The 17622-nt window shown below is 74.6% G+C and carries 17 protein-coding genes; 9 read left to right on the top strand and 8 right to left on the bottom strand.

The annotated features are described in order from the left end of the window. Positions 1-11 precede the first annotated feature (11 nt). Together ACGF5G_RS28150 and ACGF5G_RS28155 are read right to left on the bottom strand one after the other, a co-directional pair. Positions 12-746 (bottom strand): YsnF/AvaK domain-containing protein, encoded by a 735-nt coding sequence (locus tag ACGF5G_RS28150; protein WP_393268138.1) that lies wholly within the window; start codon positions 744-746, stop codon positions 12-14. A 132-nt stretch (positions 747-878) separates the two neighbouring features. Beyond that, positions 879-1949 (bottom strand): winged helix DNA-binding domain-containing protein, encoded by a 1071-nt coding sequence (locus ACGF5G_RS28155; protein ID WP_393268293.1) that lies wholly within the window; start codon positions 1947-1949, stop codon positions 879-881. Positions 1950-2112: 163 nt separating this feature from the next. Between ACGF5G_RS28155 and ACGF5G_RS28160 the strand changes: the two genes are divergently transcribed. Then, positions 2113-2499: a DUF4190 domain-containing protein gene (locus ACGF5G_RS28160; protein WP_393268140.1), complete on the top strand. Its 387-nt coding sequence runs from the start codon at positions 2113-2115 to the stop codon at positions 2497-2499. A gap of 196 nt (positions 2500-2695) precedes the next feature. Here the strand turns inward: ACGF5G_RS28160 and ACGF5G_RS28165 are convergent, their stop codons facing one another. Genes ACGF5G_RS28165 through ACGF5G_RS28175 form a run of 3 tightly spaced genes read right to left on the bottom strand, consistent with a single transcriptional unit; the run spans position 2696 to position 5153 of the window. Then, positions 2696-3184: a GNAT family N-acetyltransferase gene (locus ACGF5G_RS28165; RefSeq protein ID WP_393268142.1), complete on the bottom strand. Its 489-nt coding sequence runs from the start codon at positions 3182-3184 to the stop codon at positions 2696-2698. Between the two features lie 11 nt (positions 3185-3195). Beyond that, positions 3196-4563 (bottom strand): IS607 family element RNA-guided endonuclease TnpB, encoded by a 1368-nt coding sequence (gene tnpB, locus ACGF5G_RS28170; protein ID WP_393268295.1) that lies wholly within the window; start codon positions 4561-4563, stop codon positions 3196-3198. A gap of 5 nt (positions 4564-4568) precedes the next feature. Further along, positions 4569-5153, bottom strand: a complete 585-nt coding sequence (locus ACGF5G_RS28175) for an IS607 family transposase (protein ID WP_393268143.1) — start codon at positions 5151-5153, stop codon at positions 4569-4571. A 166-nt stretch (positions 5154-5319) separates the two neighbouring features. Here ACGF5G_RS28175 and wrbA point away from each other — a divergent pair, with 166 nt between their 5' ends. Continuing rightward, the gene (wrbA, locus tag ACGF5G_RS28180) at positions 5320-5937 is read left to right on the top strand and encodes an NAD(P)H:quinone oxidoreductase (protein WP_350711126.1); all 618 of its coding nucleotides are present in this window, start codon (positions 5320-5322) and stop codon (positions 5935-5937) included. 85 nt (positions 5938-6022) lie between these two features. Here wrbA and ACGF5G_RS28185 read toward each other — a convergent pair whose 3' ends face one another. Then, positions 6023-7996 (bottom strand): chorismate-binding protein, encoded by a 1974-nt coding sequence (locus tag ACGF5G_RS28185; protein WP_393268146.1) that lies wholly within the window; start codon positions 7994-7996, stop codon positions 6023-6025. A gap of 255 nt (positions 7997-8251) precedes the next feature. Between ACGF5G_RS28185 and ACGF5G_RS28190 the strand changes: the two genes are divergently transcribed. The 5 genes from ACGF5G_RS28190 (at position 8252) to ACGF5G_RS28210 (ending at position 14252) form a co-directional block, all read left to right on the top strand. Further along, the gene (locus ACGF5G_RS28190; protein WP_393268149.1) at positions 8252-9631 is read left to right on the top strand and encodes an FGGY family carbohydrate kinase; all 1380 of its coding nucleotides are present in this window, start codon (positions 8252-8254) and stop codon (positions 9629-9631) included. A gap of 103 nt (positions 9632-9734) precedes the next feature. Then, a complete protein-coding gene (locus ACGF5G_RS28195) occupies positions 9735-12227 on the top strand; it encodes a nitrate- and nitrite sensing domain-containing protein (RefSeq protein WP_393268152.1) in 2493 nt (830 codons plus the stop codon). Then, entirely contained in the window at positions 12224-12646 is a 423-nt protein-coding gene (locus ACGF5G_RS28200; protein ID WP_393268154.1) for a roadblock/LC7 domain-containing protein, read from the top strand. Before ACGF5G_RS28195 ends, ACGF5G_RS28200 begins: the two co-directional genes overlap by 4 nt. A 147-nt stretch (positions 12647-12793) precedes the next feature. Further along, entirely contained in the window at positions 12794-13165 is a 372-nt protein-coding gene (locus tag ACGF5G_RS28205; protein WP_393268156.1) for a CGNR zinc finger domain-containing protein, read from the top strand. Between the two features lie 148 nt (positions 13166-13313). Further along, positions 13314-14252: a cyclase family protein gene (locus ACGF5G_RS28210; RefSeq protein ID WP_393268158.1), complete on the top strand. Its 939-nt coding sequence runs from the start codon at positions 13314-13316 to the stop codon at positions 14250-14252. A gap of 348 nt (positions 14253-14600) precedes the next feature. On the opposite strand, the gene ACGF5G_RS28215 is transcribed toward ACGF5G_RS28210, so the two are convergent. Next, the gene (locus tag ACGF5G_RS28215; RefSeq protein WP_393268161.1) at positions 14601-15287 is read right to left on the bottom strand and encodes a DUF3159 domain-containing protein; all 687 of its coding nucleotides are present in this window, start codon (positions 15285-15287) and stop codon (positions 14601-14603) included. 86 nt (positions 15288-15373) lie between these two features. On the opposite strand from ACGF5G_RS28215, the gene ACGF5G_RS28220 reads away from it, so the two are divergent. Continuing rightward, complete coding sequence (locus ACGF5G_RS28220) at positions 15374-16261, top strand: phosphatase PAP2 family protein (RefSeq protein WP_393268163.1); 888 nt, start codon at positions 15374-15376, stop codon at positions 16259-16261. Between the two features lie 101 nt (positions 16262-16362). Here ACGF5G_RS28220 and ACGF5G_RS28225 read toward each other — a convergent pair whose 3' ends face one another. Then, positions 16363-16815 (bottom strand): YbhB/YbcL family Raf kinase inhibitor-like protein, encoded by a 453-nt coding sequence (locus ACGF5G_RS28225; protein WP_393268166.1) that lies wholly within the window; start codon positions 16813-16815, stop codon positions 16363-16365. A 123-nt stretch (positions 16816-16938) separates the two neighbouring features. On the opposite strand from ACGF5G_RS28225, the gene ACGF5G_RS28230 reads away from it, so the two are divergent. Further along, positions 16939-17607: a maleylpyruvate isomerase N-terminal domain-containing protein gene (locus ACGF5G_RS28230; RefSeq protein ID WP_393268168.1), complete on the top strand. Its 669-nt coding sequence runs from the start codon at positions 16939-16941 to the stop codon at positions 17605-17607. The last annotated feature ends 15 nt before the right edge of the window (positions 17608-17622 follow it).

Here is a 17622-nt window from a genome sequence, read left to right on the forward strand (position 1 = left end):
CGTGTTGGCGGTCAGCGGCGTCGCCGGCTGGCCTCCGGGATCTCCGCCTCGACCCGCTCCCGCCGGATCTGGTCGTCGACGGGCTGCTGCTCGACGACCTCGTCCTTGGCGAGGTGGACCCGCTCGACGGGCACCGTGTCCTTGCCGACCACCGGCCGTTCGGCGCGCAGGGTCATCTCCTGCTCGGCCTCGCCGATGTCGGCGCGGACATCGCGGGCGTCGCCGGCGGCGATGGGCTCCCGCTCGACGTACACCTCGTCGTGCTCGACCGGCACGGTGGTGTGCACGTTCTCGGTGACGACGTACTTGCGCAGCCGCGCCGTACCGGCCGGCTGGCTCTCCGTGCCGACCCGCAGTCGCTCCTCGGACCGGATCAGGTCCTCGCCCGCGGCCGGCGCCCGCCCCCGGGCGGCGCTCGGCGCGCCCTGCGGCTGCAGGTGGTAGTGGGCGTAGAGCTGCTCGATCTGGGCCGTGTTCAGCGGCTCGTCGGTGCCGGCGTCCACCGCGGGGGCGTTCTTCACGGTGGACGTGTCGTAGTCGACCGCGAGCCCGCTGTCGGTGATCCGGGCCTTGTCCAGCGGAGCCATCGACTCCTTCCGGCCCGTCACCCCGGTCTTCACGCTGACCCAGGTCGGCTCGCCGGCGGCGTCGGTCCAGATCTGACCCACGCTGCCGATCTTCGAACCCGAGCGGTCCTTGACGTCCTGTCCGTACAGCGAACTGGCCTGCTGTGCGCTGAGCTTCATGGATCGTCTACCCCCCTCTCGTGTCGCCGGACGGATACCCGGCCGACCGGAGCGGATTCGTCGGTGGCCCGGTGAATAGGAGCAGCAAGTTACGCTCGGGGGCCACTGGGGCTGATGGGGCGGTGTGACGACTCAGGCCGCCCACTCGACGTGGAGCGCGCGGTCGAGGAAGGCCGCGTAGCGGCCGAGGGCGCGTTCCACCCCGGCCCGCTGCGCCGCGCCGAGCGGCGTCAGCGGGCGGACCGTCACGGCCACCCGGTCCCGACCGACCGCCCGTTTCCAGGTGCCCACGACCCGACCACCGCGCACGACCGTGGCCTGGAAGACGCCGTTGCCGCCCGGCACGATCGCATCCCGGTGCCCGGCGTCGAGCATCAGCGAACGATCCTTGTAGCCCAGCAGGTATTCGTCGAAGCCGGGCAGCACCAGCAGGTCGTCGTCGACCGGTACGTGCGGCGCGTCCGGCAGGGCCGCGTCGACCAGCGCCTCCTGCCCGTCGACCCGCACGCGGGCCAGGGCGTCGCCGGCCGCGGCGAGGCCCCGGCGGGCGTCGGTGAGCGTCAGGCCCGTCCAGCCGGCGAACTCCCGGTCGGTGACCGGCCCGTGGCCGCGGACGTAGCGGCGGGCGAGGATCGCCAGCGCCTCGTCCCGGTCGGGCCGGTGCGGCGCGGGTGCCCACTCGTCGAGCAGGGCGAAGGTCTGCTCGGTGCCCACGTTCGGCGCGAGGCAGGTGACGCCCCGCACGCTCGCGTACCAGAGCAGGTGGTAGCCGCGCTGCCCGGCGGTGCCGATGCCGGCCGCCTCCAGCGCCGCCAGGCACCGCGCCCGGGTGAGCCGGCCGCCGCCGGCCAGCGCGGCGCCGAGCACGTCGACCGCCCGGTCCGCGTCGGCCTCGGCCAGCCCGAGCTGCGCGCGGCGCGTCGCGGCGGCGGCCAGCGAGCGTACGCCGGTCAGCTCCAGCATCCAGCGGACGTCGCGGGGCGGCACGAGGTGCACGGTGCCCCGCATCGGCCAGGTGCGCAGCGCCTCCCGGCGTTCCAGCGCGGCGTGCACGTCGGCGTGGTTGAGCGCGGGCAGCCGGACCCCGAGCGACCACATGCCGCTCGCCAGATCCTGCGCCTGCATGGCCCCGAACCACTCCACCACGTCGGCGACCCCGCCCGGGCGGGCGGTGGGGTGCGGGCGCAGCAGCAGGCTGGTCATCCGCAGCGCGAGCGCCTCACGGCCGGTCAGGTCCACGGGATCGGGCTCCTCGGGTCGGGGCAGGGCCACAGCTTAGGACCGGCCCCGACATCCGACGCATGACGGCCGCCGCAGCGGGAAACCGGCCGCCGGCGGGCGCGTCACGCGCCCCGGAGGGAGCGACATGACTGCGTCCAGCGAGCCGGCCCGGGGTGCCGGCGCACCGACCCGGGCCGGCCGGGCGGGCCCGTCGGCCAAGACCAGCGCCGCCGCGGCCTTCGCGTTGGTCTTCGGGGTGGCCGCGCTGATCAGCGTGCTGACCGTGATCCTGTCCTGGATCGGCCTGCTGCTCGGCATCATCGGCGTGATCCTGGGCATCGTCGGGCTCAAGATGGCCCGCCGGCCCGGGGTGACCGGCCGGGGCGTGGCGCTCGGCGGCCTGGTGCTCAGCGCCCTGGCGGTGCTGATCGGGCTGGCCTTCGCCGCCGGGATCACCACCTTCCTCAACAACGAGAGCGCCGTGAACCGGATACAGCGGCAGGTCGACGACCTGCGCGACCGGTTGGACTGACCCGCCGGGGCGTCCTCCCTGATCGCGCTACGCCGGCCCGGCCGGCGTAGCGCGATCACCCGTTCAGGTCGACCGGTGCGGGGCGACTGCCGGCCCGCCCGCGCCGGTGCCACCAGGATCCCCCGCCGGCGGCCCACCCGGCATCGGTACGCATCGAAACTTGCGTACATCTTGAGCCGCCGCGGTCGCCGGGGGCTCAGAGCCGGCGGTGCATGACGAGCAGGTCCACGTACCCCTGGTCGGGGTGCCGGAACGCCTCGGGCACCCGGCCGACGACCTCGAAGCCCAGGGAGCGCCAGAGCGCCACCGCCCGGGTGTTCGTCGCCACGACGGCGTTGAACTGCATGGCCCGGTAGCCGTCGGCGCGGGCGAGCGCCAGCACGTGCTCGCCGAGGGCGCGTCCCAGGCCGCGCCCGCCGGCGGTCGGGGCGACCATGAAGCTCGCGTTGGCCACGTGGTCGCCGGGCCCGAGCTGGTTGGGCGCCAGCTTCGCCGAGCCGAGCACGGCGCCGTCCGGGTCGACCGCGACGACCGTGCGGCCCGGCGGGGGCACCAGCCACATCGTCCGGGCCCGCTCCTCGTCGACGTCGCGGGGCCAGGTGTACGTCTCGCCGGCGGCCACGATCTCCCGGAGGAAGGGCCAGATCCGCGGCCAGTCCTCGGCGGTGGCGTCCCTGATCAGCATGCCGTTACCTGTCAGTGCGCTCTAGCGACTGATCGGTATGTCCCGCCTTGCGGTGGGACGGTCCCGGTCTTATCCGCCTGAGCGGGGCCGGGTTGACGCTTCACGGCCACCGGCCCGCCGGGGCGGGTCTTACGGTCGGCTCCACGTCCTGCCACCGGGCCACTCCCGGCGGTGGTGACCTCACGCGCGAGCGCGGCGAGGTTACGCGCGGCGTTCAGGTCCCGATCGAGGGTCAAGCCGCAAGAGTCGCAACTGTAGGTTCGGACACGTAGCGGCAGCTTGGCTTTCACCGCGCCACAGTCCGAACAGGTTTTGCTGGAGGGATACCAGCGGTCGGCCACGATCCGCCGGCCGCTGTTCCATTCAGCCTTGTACGTCACCTGTCGGCGGATCTCACCGAAGCCGGCGTCCGCGATCTGCCGGGCTAGCCGCCGGTTGCGCAGCATGCCGGCCACGTTGAGGTCTTCGACGACGATCGTGCCGTACTTGCGGGCCAGCCGGGTGGTGAGCTTGTGCAGGCCGTCACGGCGCAGGTTCGCCACCCGCGCATGCGCTCGAGCGGCCTGCTGGCGGGCGTGTTCCCACCGATTCGAGGGCCGCTGACCGGTGCGCCGGTCCGGCCCGACGCGCCGCGACATCTGCCGGGCGAGACGCCGCATCCGCTGGGCCGCCTCGTCCAGGTGCCGGGGGTTGGGCACCATCTCGCCGGTGGACAACACCGCCAGGTGGGTGATCCCCACATCGACGCCAACCACCGCCTGCGGGCGCGTCGGGGTACGCGCGGCCCGCTCGACCTCGACGCAGAACGCGACATGCCACCGCCCGCCGTCACGGCGCACGGTCGCGGACAGAATCCGGGCCGTGCCCACCTCGACACGGCGGGCGAGCTTGCGGGTCGACTCGTGGGTCTTCAGCCGGCCCAGCCGGGGCAGCACGACATGCTTGTGGTCCCGCTCCACCCGGATCGCGCCAGTGGTGAACCGGACGCTGGGGATAGCGCGACGGCGGGACTTGAACCGCGGGAATCCCACGCGCCGACCGTCGCGCTTGCCTGCCCGGGAATCGGACCAGTTCTTCAAGCCGCGCGCCAGGTTGTCCAGGCCGGTGTTGTACGCCTCCTTGGAGCACTCAGCCCACCACGGCGCCACATCCGACTTGGCCGCGTTCCACGCCTTGCGCAACGCGGCGAGACTCCACCCGACGGCCGGAGTCAGCAGTTCGTCGGGCGTGCCGTAGGAACGTTCGGCGGCGCGCTGGCCCATGACCGCCTTCACCCTGGCGAGGCCCCAGTTGTACGCCACCCTGGCCGCGCCCGCATGCGCCAGCACCGCCCGCTGCTGACACGGCGTCAGGTCCACAGCGAACCGGTACGCCTGCATCGCCTTCACAACGGCGGGTCCTGTGCGGTGACGGCCTCGACCGCCCGGCGCGCCCGACTCGCAGCAGCCCGACGGCCGTAGAGACGCGCGCACAACGAGGTCAACATCTCCGTGACGTCCCGGACCAGGTCGTCGTCGACCTCCGCCGGATCGACCACCAACAGCTTGCGACCCTGCGCGGTCAGCGCCGCCTCGACGTACTCGGCACCGAAGCGGGCAAACCTGTCGCGGTGCTCCACAACGATCGTCGTGACCATCGGGTCACGCAGCAGAGCGAGGAACTCCTTGCGGTGCCCGTCCAGTGCGGATCCGACCTCGGTCACCACCTGCGACACCGGCAGGTTCTGCCCGGTCGCCCACGTGACGACCCGAGCGACCTGCCGGTCAAGGTCGGCGCGCTGGTCTTCGGACGAGACCCGGGCGTACACCACCACCCGCTCGACGCCAGCCGAGGCAGCAGGTAGCGGCTCGCCCACCATGATGAGTCGACCCAGCCGGAAAGTAGGAACCGGCAGCGTCCCAGCCGCGTACTGCCGCCGCGCGGTGACATACGCAATCCCCTGAGACGCCGCCCACTCCTTCAAGTTCACCCGGCCACCATAACACCCCTAAGGATGCTAGAGAACACTCAGTCGCGAGCAGTTGTTAACTCCAGCATCTCGCACGTCGGGTGGGCCGGATCCCTCCCCCGCCGTTTGACGCCGCAAGTACCGGGTAGTCGCCGGAGCTGACCCGACATGAGGAGGGAAACACCTGATGGCTGCCCAGACCAAGGTCGCGGTGATCTACTACAGCGCGACCGGCATCACGTACCAGATGGCGCAGGCGGCTTGCGAGGCCGCCGGTGAGGCTGGCGCCGAGGTGCGCCTGCGCAAGGTGCGCGAGCTGGCACCGGACGAGGCGATCCGCTCCAACTCGGGCTGGCACGCGCACCGCATGGAGACCCAGGACGTCCCGGAGGCCCAGTTGGACGACCTCTCCTGGGCGGACGTGGTGATCTTCGGAACGCCGACCCGGTACGGCGTGATGGCCGCCCAGCTCAAGCAGTTCATCGACACCACCGGGCCGCTGTGGTCGCAGGGCGCCCTGGCGAACAAGGTCTACTCCGCGTTCTGCACGACGGCCACCTCCCACGGCGGCCAGGAGGCGACCCTGCTGTCGCTGTTCACCGTCTTCTACCACTGGGGTGGGGTGGTGGTCACCCCCGGCTACACCGACCCGAGCCAGTTCGTCGCCGGCAACCCGTACGGCGCCTCGCACACCAGCAACAACGGCGAGACCGCGCCGGACGACATCGCCCTCGGCGCCACCGCCCTGACGACGAGGCGGGCGGTGCAGATCGGTGTGGCGCTGAAGGCCGGTCTGGCCGGCTGAGCCGGCGGCGACCGGCGGCCCGGACGGGGGCTCTCGACCCGCCCGGACCACCGGTCGCACCCAGCCCTACCCCCGATCGGGACGACTATGCACGCTCGGCCGTCGCCGACCGCTCGCCGGTGGCGGACAGGTCTCCGGCAGGCGACCGTTCCCCGCCCGTCGACAGTCGCCCGGCGGGGGAAGGCAGCAGCCCGGACAGCAGGTCGGCCAGGACCGCCAGGCCGTCCGGGCTGAGCACCGACTCCGGGTGGAACTGCACCCCCGCCACGCCCCGCCCGCGCAGCGCGTGCACCGCGCCGTCGGCGCCGTCGCGCGCCACCTCGACCGGCCCGTACGGGGTGGTCAGCCGGTCGGCGTCCGCCCGGGCCGTGAACGTCGAGTAGAAGCCGACCCGGCGCCGCGCGCCGAAGAGCCGCACCTCCCGCTGGAGCCCCTGGTAGGGCGCGTCCCGGCGGTGCAGCGCCAGCCCGAGCAGGCCGCACAGCAGCTGGTGGCCCAGGCAGACCGCCAGGGTCGGCCGGCCCTCGGCGAGCAACCCGGCGAGCAGGCCGCGCATCGCGACCATCTTCGGCTCGGTCGTGCTGCCCGGGTCGCCCGGGCCGGGACCGACCACCACCAGGTCGTAGCCGTCCACGGGGCCGGCGGCGTGCCACGGCCGCAGCGTCACCGCCAGGCCCAGCGCGCCCAACTGGTGGGCGAGCATCCCGGTGAACGTGTCCTCTCCGTCGACGATCAGCACCCGATGCCCGGCCAACCCGGGCAGGCCGGGCGCGTCCGGGGCGCGCTGGTCCAGCCAGAACCGGGCCAGCGGCGCGTTGCGGGCGGCCAGCGCCGCGCGGACCTCGGGATCGTCGGCGAGGCGTACCGCCGGGCGCGCGCCGGCCGCGGGGGCCTGCGGGCCCAGGCCCAGCGCGGCGAGCACGCCGGCGGCCTTGGCGTGCGTCTCGGCCACCTCGCCCTCGGCCGTGGAGTGCCGGACCAGGGTGGCCCCGACCGGCACCCGCAGGTCGCCGGCGGGGGAGATCTCGGCGGTCCGGATCAGGATCGGCGCGTCCAGGCTCTGCCGGCCGGCGTCGTCGCGCCCGAGCAGCGCCAGCACCCCCGCGTAGTAGCGCCGCCCAGTGCGCTCGTGCCGGGCGATCACCCGGCAGGCGTTCTCCATCGGGCTGCCGGTGACGGTGGGCGCGAACATCGTCTCGCGCAGCACCTCCCGCACGTCCTTCGTGCCCCGGCCGGCGAGCAGGTACTCGGTGTGCGCCAGGTGGGACATCTCCTTGAGGTACGGCCCGACCACCTGGCCGCCGTGCTCGGCGACGGTGGCCATCATCTTCAGCTCCTCGTCCAGCACCATGTACAGCTCCTCGACCTCCTTGGGGTCGGCGAGGAAGCGCAGCAGCGCGCCCCGGTCGGCGTCCGCGCCGGTGTGCCGGAAGGTGCCGCTGATCGGGTTCATCATGACCAACCCGTCGTCGACGCTGACGTGCCGCTCCGGGCTGGCGCCCACCAGGATGCGGGTGCCGGTGTGCACCACGAACGTCCAGTACGCCCCGCGCTCGCCGGACAGCAGCCGGCGTAACGCGGCGAGCGCGGCGACCAGCGGCGGCCCCTCGACGGTGGCGCGCAGGCAGCGGTGGATGACGAAGTTCGCGCCCTCGCCGCGCCCGATCTCCTCGGCGAGCACCCGGCCGACGGTGGCCGCGTACGCGTCGTCGCTGACGTCGAAGCCGGCGCCGGCGGTGCGCACGGGCACGTCGGGCAGCGCGGCGAGGGCCTCGGCCAGGCCGATCCGCTCGTGCCGGGCGATCTCCAGGCACTCCAGCGGTACGCCGTCGTCGACGCAGGCGAAGCCCCGCTCGGTGACCTGCCGGTAGGGCACCAGCGCCAGCGTGCGGGGGCCGGGCGGCCCGTCGGGCAGCGGGATGTCGGCGAGCCGCTCCGCCACGCGTACCGTGCCGGTGAACAGCTCCAGGTGGTCGGCGCCCTCGCGTCGGACGAGCGCGAAGGGGCCGGGGTCGGCGCCGGCGGCGACGGCGGCCAGCAGCTCGGGCAGGTGGGTCATCGGGTCTCCTCGGGCCGGGCGGCACCCGGGCGGGGCGACCGGGAGGGCCGGGGAGAGACCGGCGGCCGCCTCGTCGGGCGGCCGCGTGGGGAAGCTACGCGCGGGGGATGGCCGCCGGGTCGGCGGGCCACCAGCAGGACAGGTGCGCGAGCATGGCACCACCCTACGCGGCGGCCCACGGGCCGGAAAGCCGATCGGGCGTACGGCCCATCCGCTGGGACGCCGGGCCGCGGCGCACCGGGTAACTTGACGGCGATGAACATTCTCGCGCTCGACCTGGGCACCTCCTCGGTACGCGGGCTCGTGCTGGACGCGGACGCCCGCCCGCGGCCCGGCGCGCTGGCCCGGCGCAGGGTGAGCCTCGTCGTGCACGACGACGGGACCGGCACGCTGGACGGCCCCGGCTACCTGGCCTGCCTGGTCGAGTGCCTGGACGAGCTGGCCGCGGCGGGGCATCTGCGGGACGTGTCCCTGGTGGCGACCTCCGCGCAGTGGCACTCGGTGGTCCCCCTGGGCGCCGACGGCGCGCCCCTCGGGCCGGTGCTGACCTGGTTGGACACCCGGCCGGCGGCCCTGCCCGGCGCGCCGGGGCCGGCCGACCCGGCCGATTTCCACCAGCGCACGGGCACGTGGTGGCACCGCTGCTACTGGTCGATCCGGCTGCCCTGGCTGCGGGAGCACACCGGGGGCCCGATCGCCCGGTTCGCCGGCCTGGCCGAGTACGTGCTGGGGGAGCTGCTCGACGCCGCGCCGATGTCGATCTCTCAGGCGTCCGGCACGGGGCTGTTGGACCTGCGGACCCTGGACTGGGACGCCGAGGCCTGCGCGCTGGCCGGCAGCCGGGCCGGGGAGCTGCCCGAGCTGGCCCCGGCGCGATGGCGGGGCCGGCTGCGGCCCGCGTACGCGCGGCGCTGGCCCCAGCTCACCGACGCGCCGTGGGCCGGGCCGGTGGGCGACGGCGCGGCGTCGAACGTCGGCAGCGGCTGCGCCGCCCCGGACCGGGTCGCGGTGACCGTGGGCACCTCGGCGGCGGTCCGGCTGATGCAGCGCGGCCCGGCGGGCGAGGAACTGCCCCCGCTGCCGGAGACGCTCTGGCGCTACCGGGTCGACCACGATTACGTGGTCACCGGTGCCGCGTACTCCTCCGGCGGCAACCTGTTCGCCTGGGCCAACCGGGAGCTGCGACTGCCCGAGGGCGCGGAGCTGGACGCCGCGCTGGCCCGGCTGCCACCCGACGGCCGCCTGCCGGTGAACGTCCGCTTCGGCGGCGACCGGCCGCCCGGCCTGGTGCCGGCGGGCTCCGGCGAGCTGCGGGGGCTGAGCTTCAGCAGCACCGCCGTGGAGATCCTGGCCGGGCTGATGCGGGGTCTGTGCGACCTGGTCGCCGAGGACCTCACGGTGCTGGAGTCCACTGTCGACAAACCGGTCGAGGTGGTGCTCGGCGGGGGAGCGGTGGCCGCCTCACGCTGGTGGCGTTCGGCGTTCGCCGCCGTGCTCGCGCCCCGGCCCGTGTGGCACGGGCGCAACCCGGAGGTCGGGGCGAGCGGTGCGGCGCTGGTCGCGCTGGGCCGCGTCGGCGACGCGACCCGGCTCGCCGACATCGGCCGGACGGACGAGCCCGCCTCACCCTCCTGAGTCGCACCTCAGCCCGGCCCGTTGACACAGCTCGCGGGCCTGATTGGATGGGACTCCGTTCCCCGGGTCGCCGCGGCGGACGCGAGGGACGTAGGAGGCAGGTGTGGGCGCAGGTCCGGGCCCGGCACGGGGCGAGGTGCCGCAGCACCGCCGGCGCCGGTTCGACGTCCGGGTCGTCCCGCACCGGCGCCGTTCGCCGTTCCGGTTGCGGGACTGGCGGATGCGCACCAAGCTCGCCACCGTGCTGGTCATCCCGTCGGTGGCGTTCCTGGTGCTGGCCGGCGTGCAGACCCACGCCCTGGTCGGGCAGACCACCGCGCTCGGCGACTTCGCCGAGCAGGTGGGCATCGGCCGGCAGATCACCGCCGCGGTCCACCAGCTCCAGCAGGAGCGGGACCGGGCCGCCGGTGAGCTGGGCGAGCTGCGGCGCAGCGGCGCGGGCGCCGACCGGGACGCGGCCATCGTCGCGCTGAAACCGTTGCAGAGCGCCACCGACCAGGCCCTGCGGGAGCTGCGCCGGGCGGCCGAGCCGCTGGCCGACGCCGACGCGTCCTGGCGGGTCGCCTACTCCGAGGTGCTGGAGGCCTACCAGCAGGTCGTCTACATCCGGGCCGCGATCGCCCCGGCGGTGCTGGGCAGCGACACCATCCTCAGCAACTACCACCGCGCCGTCGACGCACTGCTCAGCCTCCTCGCCGAGCCGTCTCCCGGCGAGGACCAGCCCGCCCTCAGCGACGCGGTGCTGCGCTACGTCCAGCTCGCCCGCGTCAAGGAGCTGTCCTCCCGGGTCCGCGCCCAGCTCTACGAGGCCGCCCGGTCCGGCCGGTACGGCGTGGAGGACCAGGTGGTCCTGACCGACCTGCGGGCCCAGCAGCTCACCGCGCTGGGCGCGTTCCGGGTAGCCGCGACGGCCGCGCAGATCGGCCGCTACGACGAGACCTCCGTGGACCCGGCGTTCCTGGCCGCCACCCGGCTGGAGGAGCAGAGCCTGCCGACGGGCGACGCCCAGCCGGCCGTGCTGCCCGCTCCACAGTGGTGGGCGGCCAGCGAGCAGCGCCAGGAGCTGCTGCGCCGGGTCGAGACGTCGGTGCTCGACGACGCCGTACGACAGGCCGACGAGGTGAGCGCCGCGCAGTTGCGCACGACGCTGCTGGTCGTCGGCGTGGTCGTCGTGGTGCTGCTGGTGGCCCTGCTCATCTCCGTTCTGGTCGGCCGGTCCATTGCCCGGTCCATGCGGCTGCTGCGCGGCCAGGCCCTGCGGATCGCCCAGCTCGAGCTGCCGGAGGCCCTGGACCGGCTGCGCACCGTGACCGGCGGCGTCCCCACGATCGAGGTCCCGCCGGCGGTGGTCCGCTCGCTCGACGAGATCGGCGAGCTGGCCGAGGCGTTCGTCGCGGTGCACCGCAGCGCGGTCAGCGTCGCCGTGGAGCAGGCCACCACACGGCGCAACGTCAACGCGATGTTCGTCAACCTCGCGCGGCGCAGCCAGGTGCTGGTCGAGCGCCAGCTGGAGCTGCTGGACGACCTGGAACGCGAGGAGAGCGATCCGGACCAGCTGGAGAACCTGTTCAAGCTCGACCACCTGGCCGCCCGCATGCGGCGCAACGACGACAGCCTGCTGGTGCTGGCCGGGACCGAATCGACCCGCCGGTGGAACCGGCCGGTCGGACTCGGCGCGGTGCTGCTGGCGGCCAGCGCCGAGATCGAGCAGTACCAGCGGGTGCGCCACGAGGCGGTCGCCGACCTGCACGTCGTCGGCCACGCCGTCGGTGAGCTGGTCCACGTCCTCGCCGAGCTGCTGGAGAACGCCACCTCGTTCTCCCGCCCCGACACGGTCGTGGCCGTCACCGCCGGGGCCGAGGGCGCCGGCGCGGTCGTCGAGATCGCCGACGAGGGCCTCGGCATGAGCCCGGCCGCCCTGGCCGAGGCCAACGCCGTCCTCGCCACGCCGCCGGCGGCCGACGTCGCGACCGTCGAGCGGATGGGCCTGTTCGTGGTCAGCCACCTCGCCGCGCGGCTCGGCGTCGAGGTGCGGCTGCACGGCGGCGCGAACGCCGGCCTCGTCGCCCGGATCCGGCTGCCCGGTGACCTGCTGGCGCCGGCGCCGGAGCCGGGCGCGCCCGCCCCGGCGCGGATGCTGACCTCCGCGGTCGCCTGGGCCGGCGCGCCGTCGCCCGACGAGATGCCGGTGGCCGGGCGGCGTCCGGAGGCCGCCGTGCCCCGCCAGACCCGGCCGGTGCGGACCGAGGAGGTGACCGCCCCGGCGGCCGGGTCGCCCGCCGGCGGGGGCTGGTGGTCCCGCCAGGGCCCGGCGCCGGCCCCGGTCCGGGAGACCTCGCCCACCCCGCCCACCGTCCCGGTGACCGGCGGGACCAACGCCCGCGGGCTGCCCGTACGGGTGCCGATGGCCCAGCTCTCCGCCGTCACCGAGCCGGCGCGGCCGCAACAGCCGGCGGCACGCCACGACCCGGACCCGGAGGCGGTCGGCGGCATGCTGTCCCGGCTCTACAGCGGCGTCCGGCGGGCCGAAGCCGAGGACACCACCGAGATTTTCATGCCGCCGGGCGGCACGTGCACCGAAGGGGGACACAGATGACGACGTTGAGCCAGGAGGCCCGCGATCTGAGCTGGCTGGTCAGCGGATTCACACAGCGGGTGCCGGGAGTGGCACACGCCATCGTGGTCTCCTCCGACGGCCTGCTGGTCGCGATCTCCGACCACCTGCCACGGGACAACGCCGACAAGCTCGCCGCGGTGACGTCGGGGCTGATGAGCATCACCGCGGGCGCCGCCCAGATGTTCGACGGCGACGTGGTCAAGCAGACGGTCGTCGAGATGGGACGCGGCTACTTCCTGGTCATGCAGGTGCGCGACGGGTCGATCCTGGCCACGCTGGCCGGCGCGGACGCCGACATCGGCGTGGTCGGCTACGAGATGGCGCGGCTGGCCAAGCAGGCGGGGGAGATGCTCACCCCGGCGCTGCGGGCGGAACTGCAGCAGGCACTGCCGCGCTGACGACGGCGCCGGTCGGCGGGCATCCCGCCCTGGAGCTCTGCAACACCTGGGCCGGCTGGGCGGCGCCGCCCGGTCCGGAACGGGAGTGGCTTCGCGACTTCGACCGCCTGGCGGTGTGGGCCGGGCGCCGCCGCACACGACGTACTGGTGGCGACCCGGCTGCTGCGCACCGCGCTGCACGATGTCCTGCTCGACCCCTGCGACACCGCGGCCTTCCGGCACGTCGCCGAGCAGGCACAGCGGGCCGCCGCCGTGGCGGTGCTGGAGTCGGACCAGGACGGGCTCGCCCACTGGACGCTGCCCGACGACGTCGGTCTGCTGCTGCCGCTGCTGGCCGGTGCCCGGGCCGCCGCCGACCTGCTCAGCACCCCGGCCCGCACCGACGTACGCGCCTGCCCGGCCGTCGACTGCGGATGGCTCTTCCTCGAACGGCGGGGCCGGCGTCGCTGGTGCAGCATGGCCAGTTGCGGCAACCGGGCCAAGGTACGGGCCTATGCCGCCCGCCAGCAGCCGGACTGACCAACCGTCACTCCACTTGATCAGTGACGATCGCGCGGACTGCGGCGCGGGCGGGTGAGCTTCTCGCGCCAGGGCGGGATACCCTACCTGCGGTGCCTCGAACCGCGTGACCGGAGGAGCCGATGCTGGGATGACGGCAGGGCGACCGATGCCCACGCAGGAGGACGTGCTCGGGTACTTCAACACCCTGTCGAACTGGGGACGGTGGGGCGACGACGACCAGTTGGGGACCCTGAACCACATCACCGACGACGTTCGGCTGGCGGCGGCGCGGGCCGTGCGCCACGGCAGGAGCGTGTCGTGCGCATGGGAGGTTGCGGTACCGGAAGACATGGAGCGGTCGACGACGACGTGCCCGTGCGCCGCCGACATGCCGGGTGCCGAGAACATGCCGTTGCCCGGATTCCGGGACGACCGGCGCTGGGGCTTTTCGTCCGAGCGGCTCGGCATCACCTTCCACGGCAACACCCTCACCCATGTCGACTCGCCGTGCCACATCTTCTGGGACGGCACGATGTACAACGGTCGGTCGCACTCGTTGGTCGACGCCGCGACGGGATCGGCGTGGGCGGCCGTCACGGCGGCGGCGAACGGGATCATCACGCGTGGTGTCCTGCTGGACATCGCGAGGGTCCGCGATGTGCCGTGGTTGGAACCGGGGCAGGGTGTGTTTCCCGAGGATCTCGAGGAGGCCGAGCGTCGCCAGGGTGTGCGGGTGCGATCCGGCGATGCGGTGCTCCTGCGGACCGGCTGTGGCCGCGTCCGACACGAGACCGGTGCGGCCAACGGTTTCACGCAGGCCGGTTGGCACGCGTCCTGCCTGCCGTGGCTGCACGAACGGGAGGTCGCGCTGATCGGCGCTGACACCCCCCAGGAGGTTCAGCCGTCGGGGTACGAAGACGTGTTGATGCCGGTTCACGCCGTGAGCCTCGTCGCGATGGGTCTGTGGCTGCTCGACAACTGCGACCTGGAGGCGTGCGCGACGACGGCTGCCGAGCTTGGCCAGTGGGACTTCCACCTCGCAGTCGCGCCGGTCCGCTTCGCCGGTACGTCCGGCAGCCCGGTCAACCCGATCGCCACATTCTGACCGCGGCTTCACGAGGGGCGCGACGCCACGAAGGACCCGGCTCGCGGGGCGCGCGGTGGCGCACCGAACCGGGCGGGGGAGGCCGACGCCCTCGACACCCGGCCGCTGCGACCCGGAGGGGCCAGCCGCGTCGACGCCCGGTCGGCGGAACGGCCCGGCTCCCACGGTCAGGCCGGGTGGGCCGGCCTCCGACCGGCGCGGCGGAACGGACCGACCCACCCCACCACCCGGATACGCAACGGGCGCGAAAAAGCCCGCAAAAACAGGCCGTCACGGGATCACGCACGGGACCGCGACGGAGTAACGTACGTCACCGGAGAGGCCGCTCCCCCCGTGGCGGCCTCTCCCTCATCTTTCCGCCGCGACCACGACGGCCGGAACGACCGGATGCCGCAGCCCCGGGTGACCCGCCGGCAGCGACCGGCGCACCACCACCCAGCTCACCGCCAGCGCGGTCGCCACCAGCGGCCAGGTCAGCGCCACCCGGGCGACCGTCAGCGCGACCACCTGGCCGCCGAACCACAGCGGCAGGAACACGAGCACCCGCAGCACGTAGGTCGCCGCCCACACCCAACTTCCCCGGCCGTACGCGCGCAGCAGCGCCGGATCGCGCCGCCACCGGCTGCGCTGCCCGAGCGCGACGCCCACCACCACCCCGAGCAGCGGCCAACGCACCGCGATGCTGACGACCCAGGCCAGCGCGCTCGCCGCGTTGGAGAGCAGTTGGACGAGGAAGAAGTCCTCGGCGCGCCCGGTGCGCAACGCGACCAGCGCGGCCACGCAGACCGCCAACAGCCCGACCAGCACCGAGCGCGGTCGGTCGCCCCGGCGCAACCGCCAGCCGGCCAGCGCCGTGCCGGTGACCACCGCCGCGCCGACCCCGGCCCACAGCGAGTGGCCGCCGATCAGCCAACCGACCGCGAACGCCACCGGCGGAAGGGTGGCGTCGACCGCGCCCCGACGCCCGCCGAGCAGGTCGGCGAGGCTCTCCGGCCGGTCCGCCGGGGGCTTCCCGCGCTCCGGTGTGCTGACCACCCGCCACCTCCTCACGTCCGCCCCCCAACCTATCCGTCGCCAGCGGGCGGGCCAGCGGGTGACCGGGGCGGGCTGGCCGCTACGGTGTGCGGGTGCGAGCGACGCCGAGGGGTTGGACCGCAGTCTGGTTGGTCGTCCTGGCGATCGTTCAGGCAGCCGCCTTCCTGGCCGTGTGGCGGGTCGCCCTGCACATCGAGGCGGGCCAGTGGATCGACACCGTCGCCCTGACCGGCAACCGGATCGGTCAGGACCGCATCGACGGCCCGGTGGACCGGCTCCTCAACGCCATGTCGGTCGTGTCGCTGCTGGCGGCGACCGCGGTGATCGGCTTCATCGCGCTGATCCGGGGTCGCATCGCGCTCGCCGTCACGGCCACCCTGTTGATCGCCGGCGCAAACGGCACCACCCAGCTGCTCAAGTACGGACTGGCCCGGCCGGACTTCGGCATCGACCCGGAGCGGATCTACGCCGGCAACAGCCTGCCCAGCGGGCACGCCACCGTCGCCGCATCGGTCGCGGTGGCGCTGGTGCTCGTGCTGCCGCAAAAGGTGCGGGCACTCGGCGCCTTCCTCGGGGCCGGCTACGCCGCGGTCGCCGGGGTCGCCACCCTCTCCGCCGGCTGGCACCGGCCCAGCGACGCGGTGGCGGCGTTCCTGGTGGTCGGGGTGTGGGCGGCGCTGGCCGGGCTGCTGCTGCTGGTCACGCAACGCGAACAGGCGCAGGTGGAGTCGGCCGACGCGCACCGGGTCGCCGCCACGGTGCTCGGCATGGGCGGCGCGCTGGCGGCGGTGGCCTGCGGGCTCGCCCTGGCCTGGCTGCTCGACCTGCGCGCCACCCCGCCCGACGAGCTGGCCCGCCGGCCGCTGTTCGTCGGGTACGCCGGCAGCGCCGCCGGCATCGCCGGGACGATGGGCGTGGTGATGGCGCTGGTGCTCGCCGCCGTCCACCGTTTGGTGCCCCGCGTCAAGGGCTGAGCCCGGCCCGCCGCCTCCCGGCAGGGCTGACAGCGGCCCCGCTGCCTCCCGGCACCGGGTTGCCCCGGCTCGCCCGCCTCCCGGCAGGCGTGGCGCCCGCGTCAGCGGGAGTAGGTGCCCACCATCGTCCCGCTCGCGATGTCCCGCTGCGCGAGCGTGCGGTGCACGTCGTCGGCGTGCGGCGTGTCGGGCAGCTCCAGCGGCCGGTCCAGCGCGTAGAGCCGGAAGAAGTACCGGTGGGGATCGTCGCCCTGCGGCGGGTGCGGCCCGCCCCACCCGGTCGTGCCGAAGTCGTTGGGCCACTCCCGGCCGCCCAGGGGCACCCCACCCTCGGGTACCCCGGCCGCGGTCGGCGCGATGCCCGTCACCAGCCAGTGCAGGAACGGGGTCTTCCCGGCGTCCGGGTCCTCGACGAAAAGGACCAGCTCGGTCGCGGACTCCGGCACCTGCGACCACTCCAACGGCGGTGAGACGTTGCCTCCCTCGCGGGCGAAGCGGGTCGGCAACATGTCGTGGTCGTTGAACGCGGTGCTGCGCAGCATGATCCCGGCCATCGGTGGCGCTCCTCTCCTCGGCCCGGCCGCGCGTACCCGCCCGGCGACCGCCGAAACGGCCACGCCGCCGCCGATCGGCGGTGTGAGAGGGTCGGAGCGGCAGACACGGACGGGGGAGGACCGGTGGAGCGGGTACGGGCGGCGTTCCGGGACGAGTGCGCGCGGCTCGGCGAGGTGCTGCGCGGCGTCGACGAGGCGGATCTGGACGGCCCCACCGACTGCCGCCCCTGGACCGTGCGGGAGCTGCTGGCCCACGTGCGCACCGGCGCCGGGCGGCTGGTCGACATGCTCGCCGCGCCGGCCCCGCCCCGCGCCGAGGTCGACGCCGCCGCGTACTACGGCGCCGCCAAGTTCACCCCGCCGGTGGACGCCTCCCGCATCGACAGCGGCCGGCGGGAGGCCCGGGAACTCGACGGCCCCGCCCTGGTGGCCGACTTCGACCGGGCCTGGCGGGACGCCCTGGCCGCCGTCGACGCCCAGCCGCCCGGCCGGGTGGTGCGCACCCGCCACGGCGACGCGATGGCGCTGGCCGAGTTCCTGCGTACCCGCGTGGTGGAGGTCGGGGTGCACGGCCTGGACCTGGCGGCGGCGCTGGACCGGGAGCCGTGGCTGACGCCCACCGCGGCGGAGGTCGTCGCCGGCCTGCTCACCGGCGGGCGACCCGTCCCGGCGGAGCTGGGCTGGGACCGGCTCACGCTGATCCGCAGGGCCACGGGCCGGGCCGACCTCACCGCCCGGGAGCGGGCCGTCCTGGGCGCCACCGGCTTCCGCTGGCTCTCCTTCGGCGGCTGACCGGCCTCCTCCCGC

It is taken from the genome of Micromonospora sp. NPDC047730 (assembly GCF_043204765.1).
In the GTDB taxonomy this organism is placed as follows: Bacteria; Actinomycetota; Actinomycetes; order Mycobacteriales; family Micromonosporaceae; genus Micromonospora.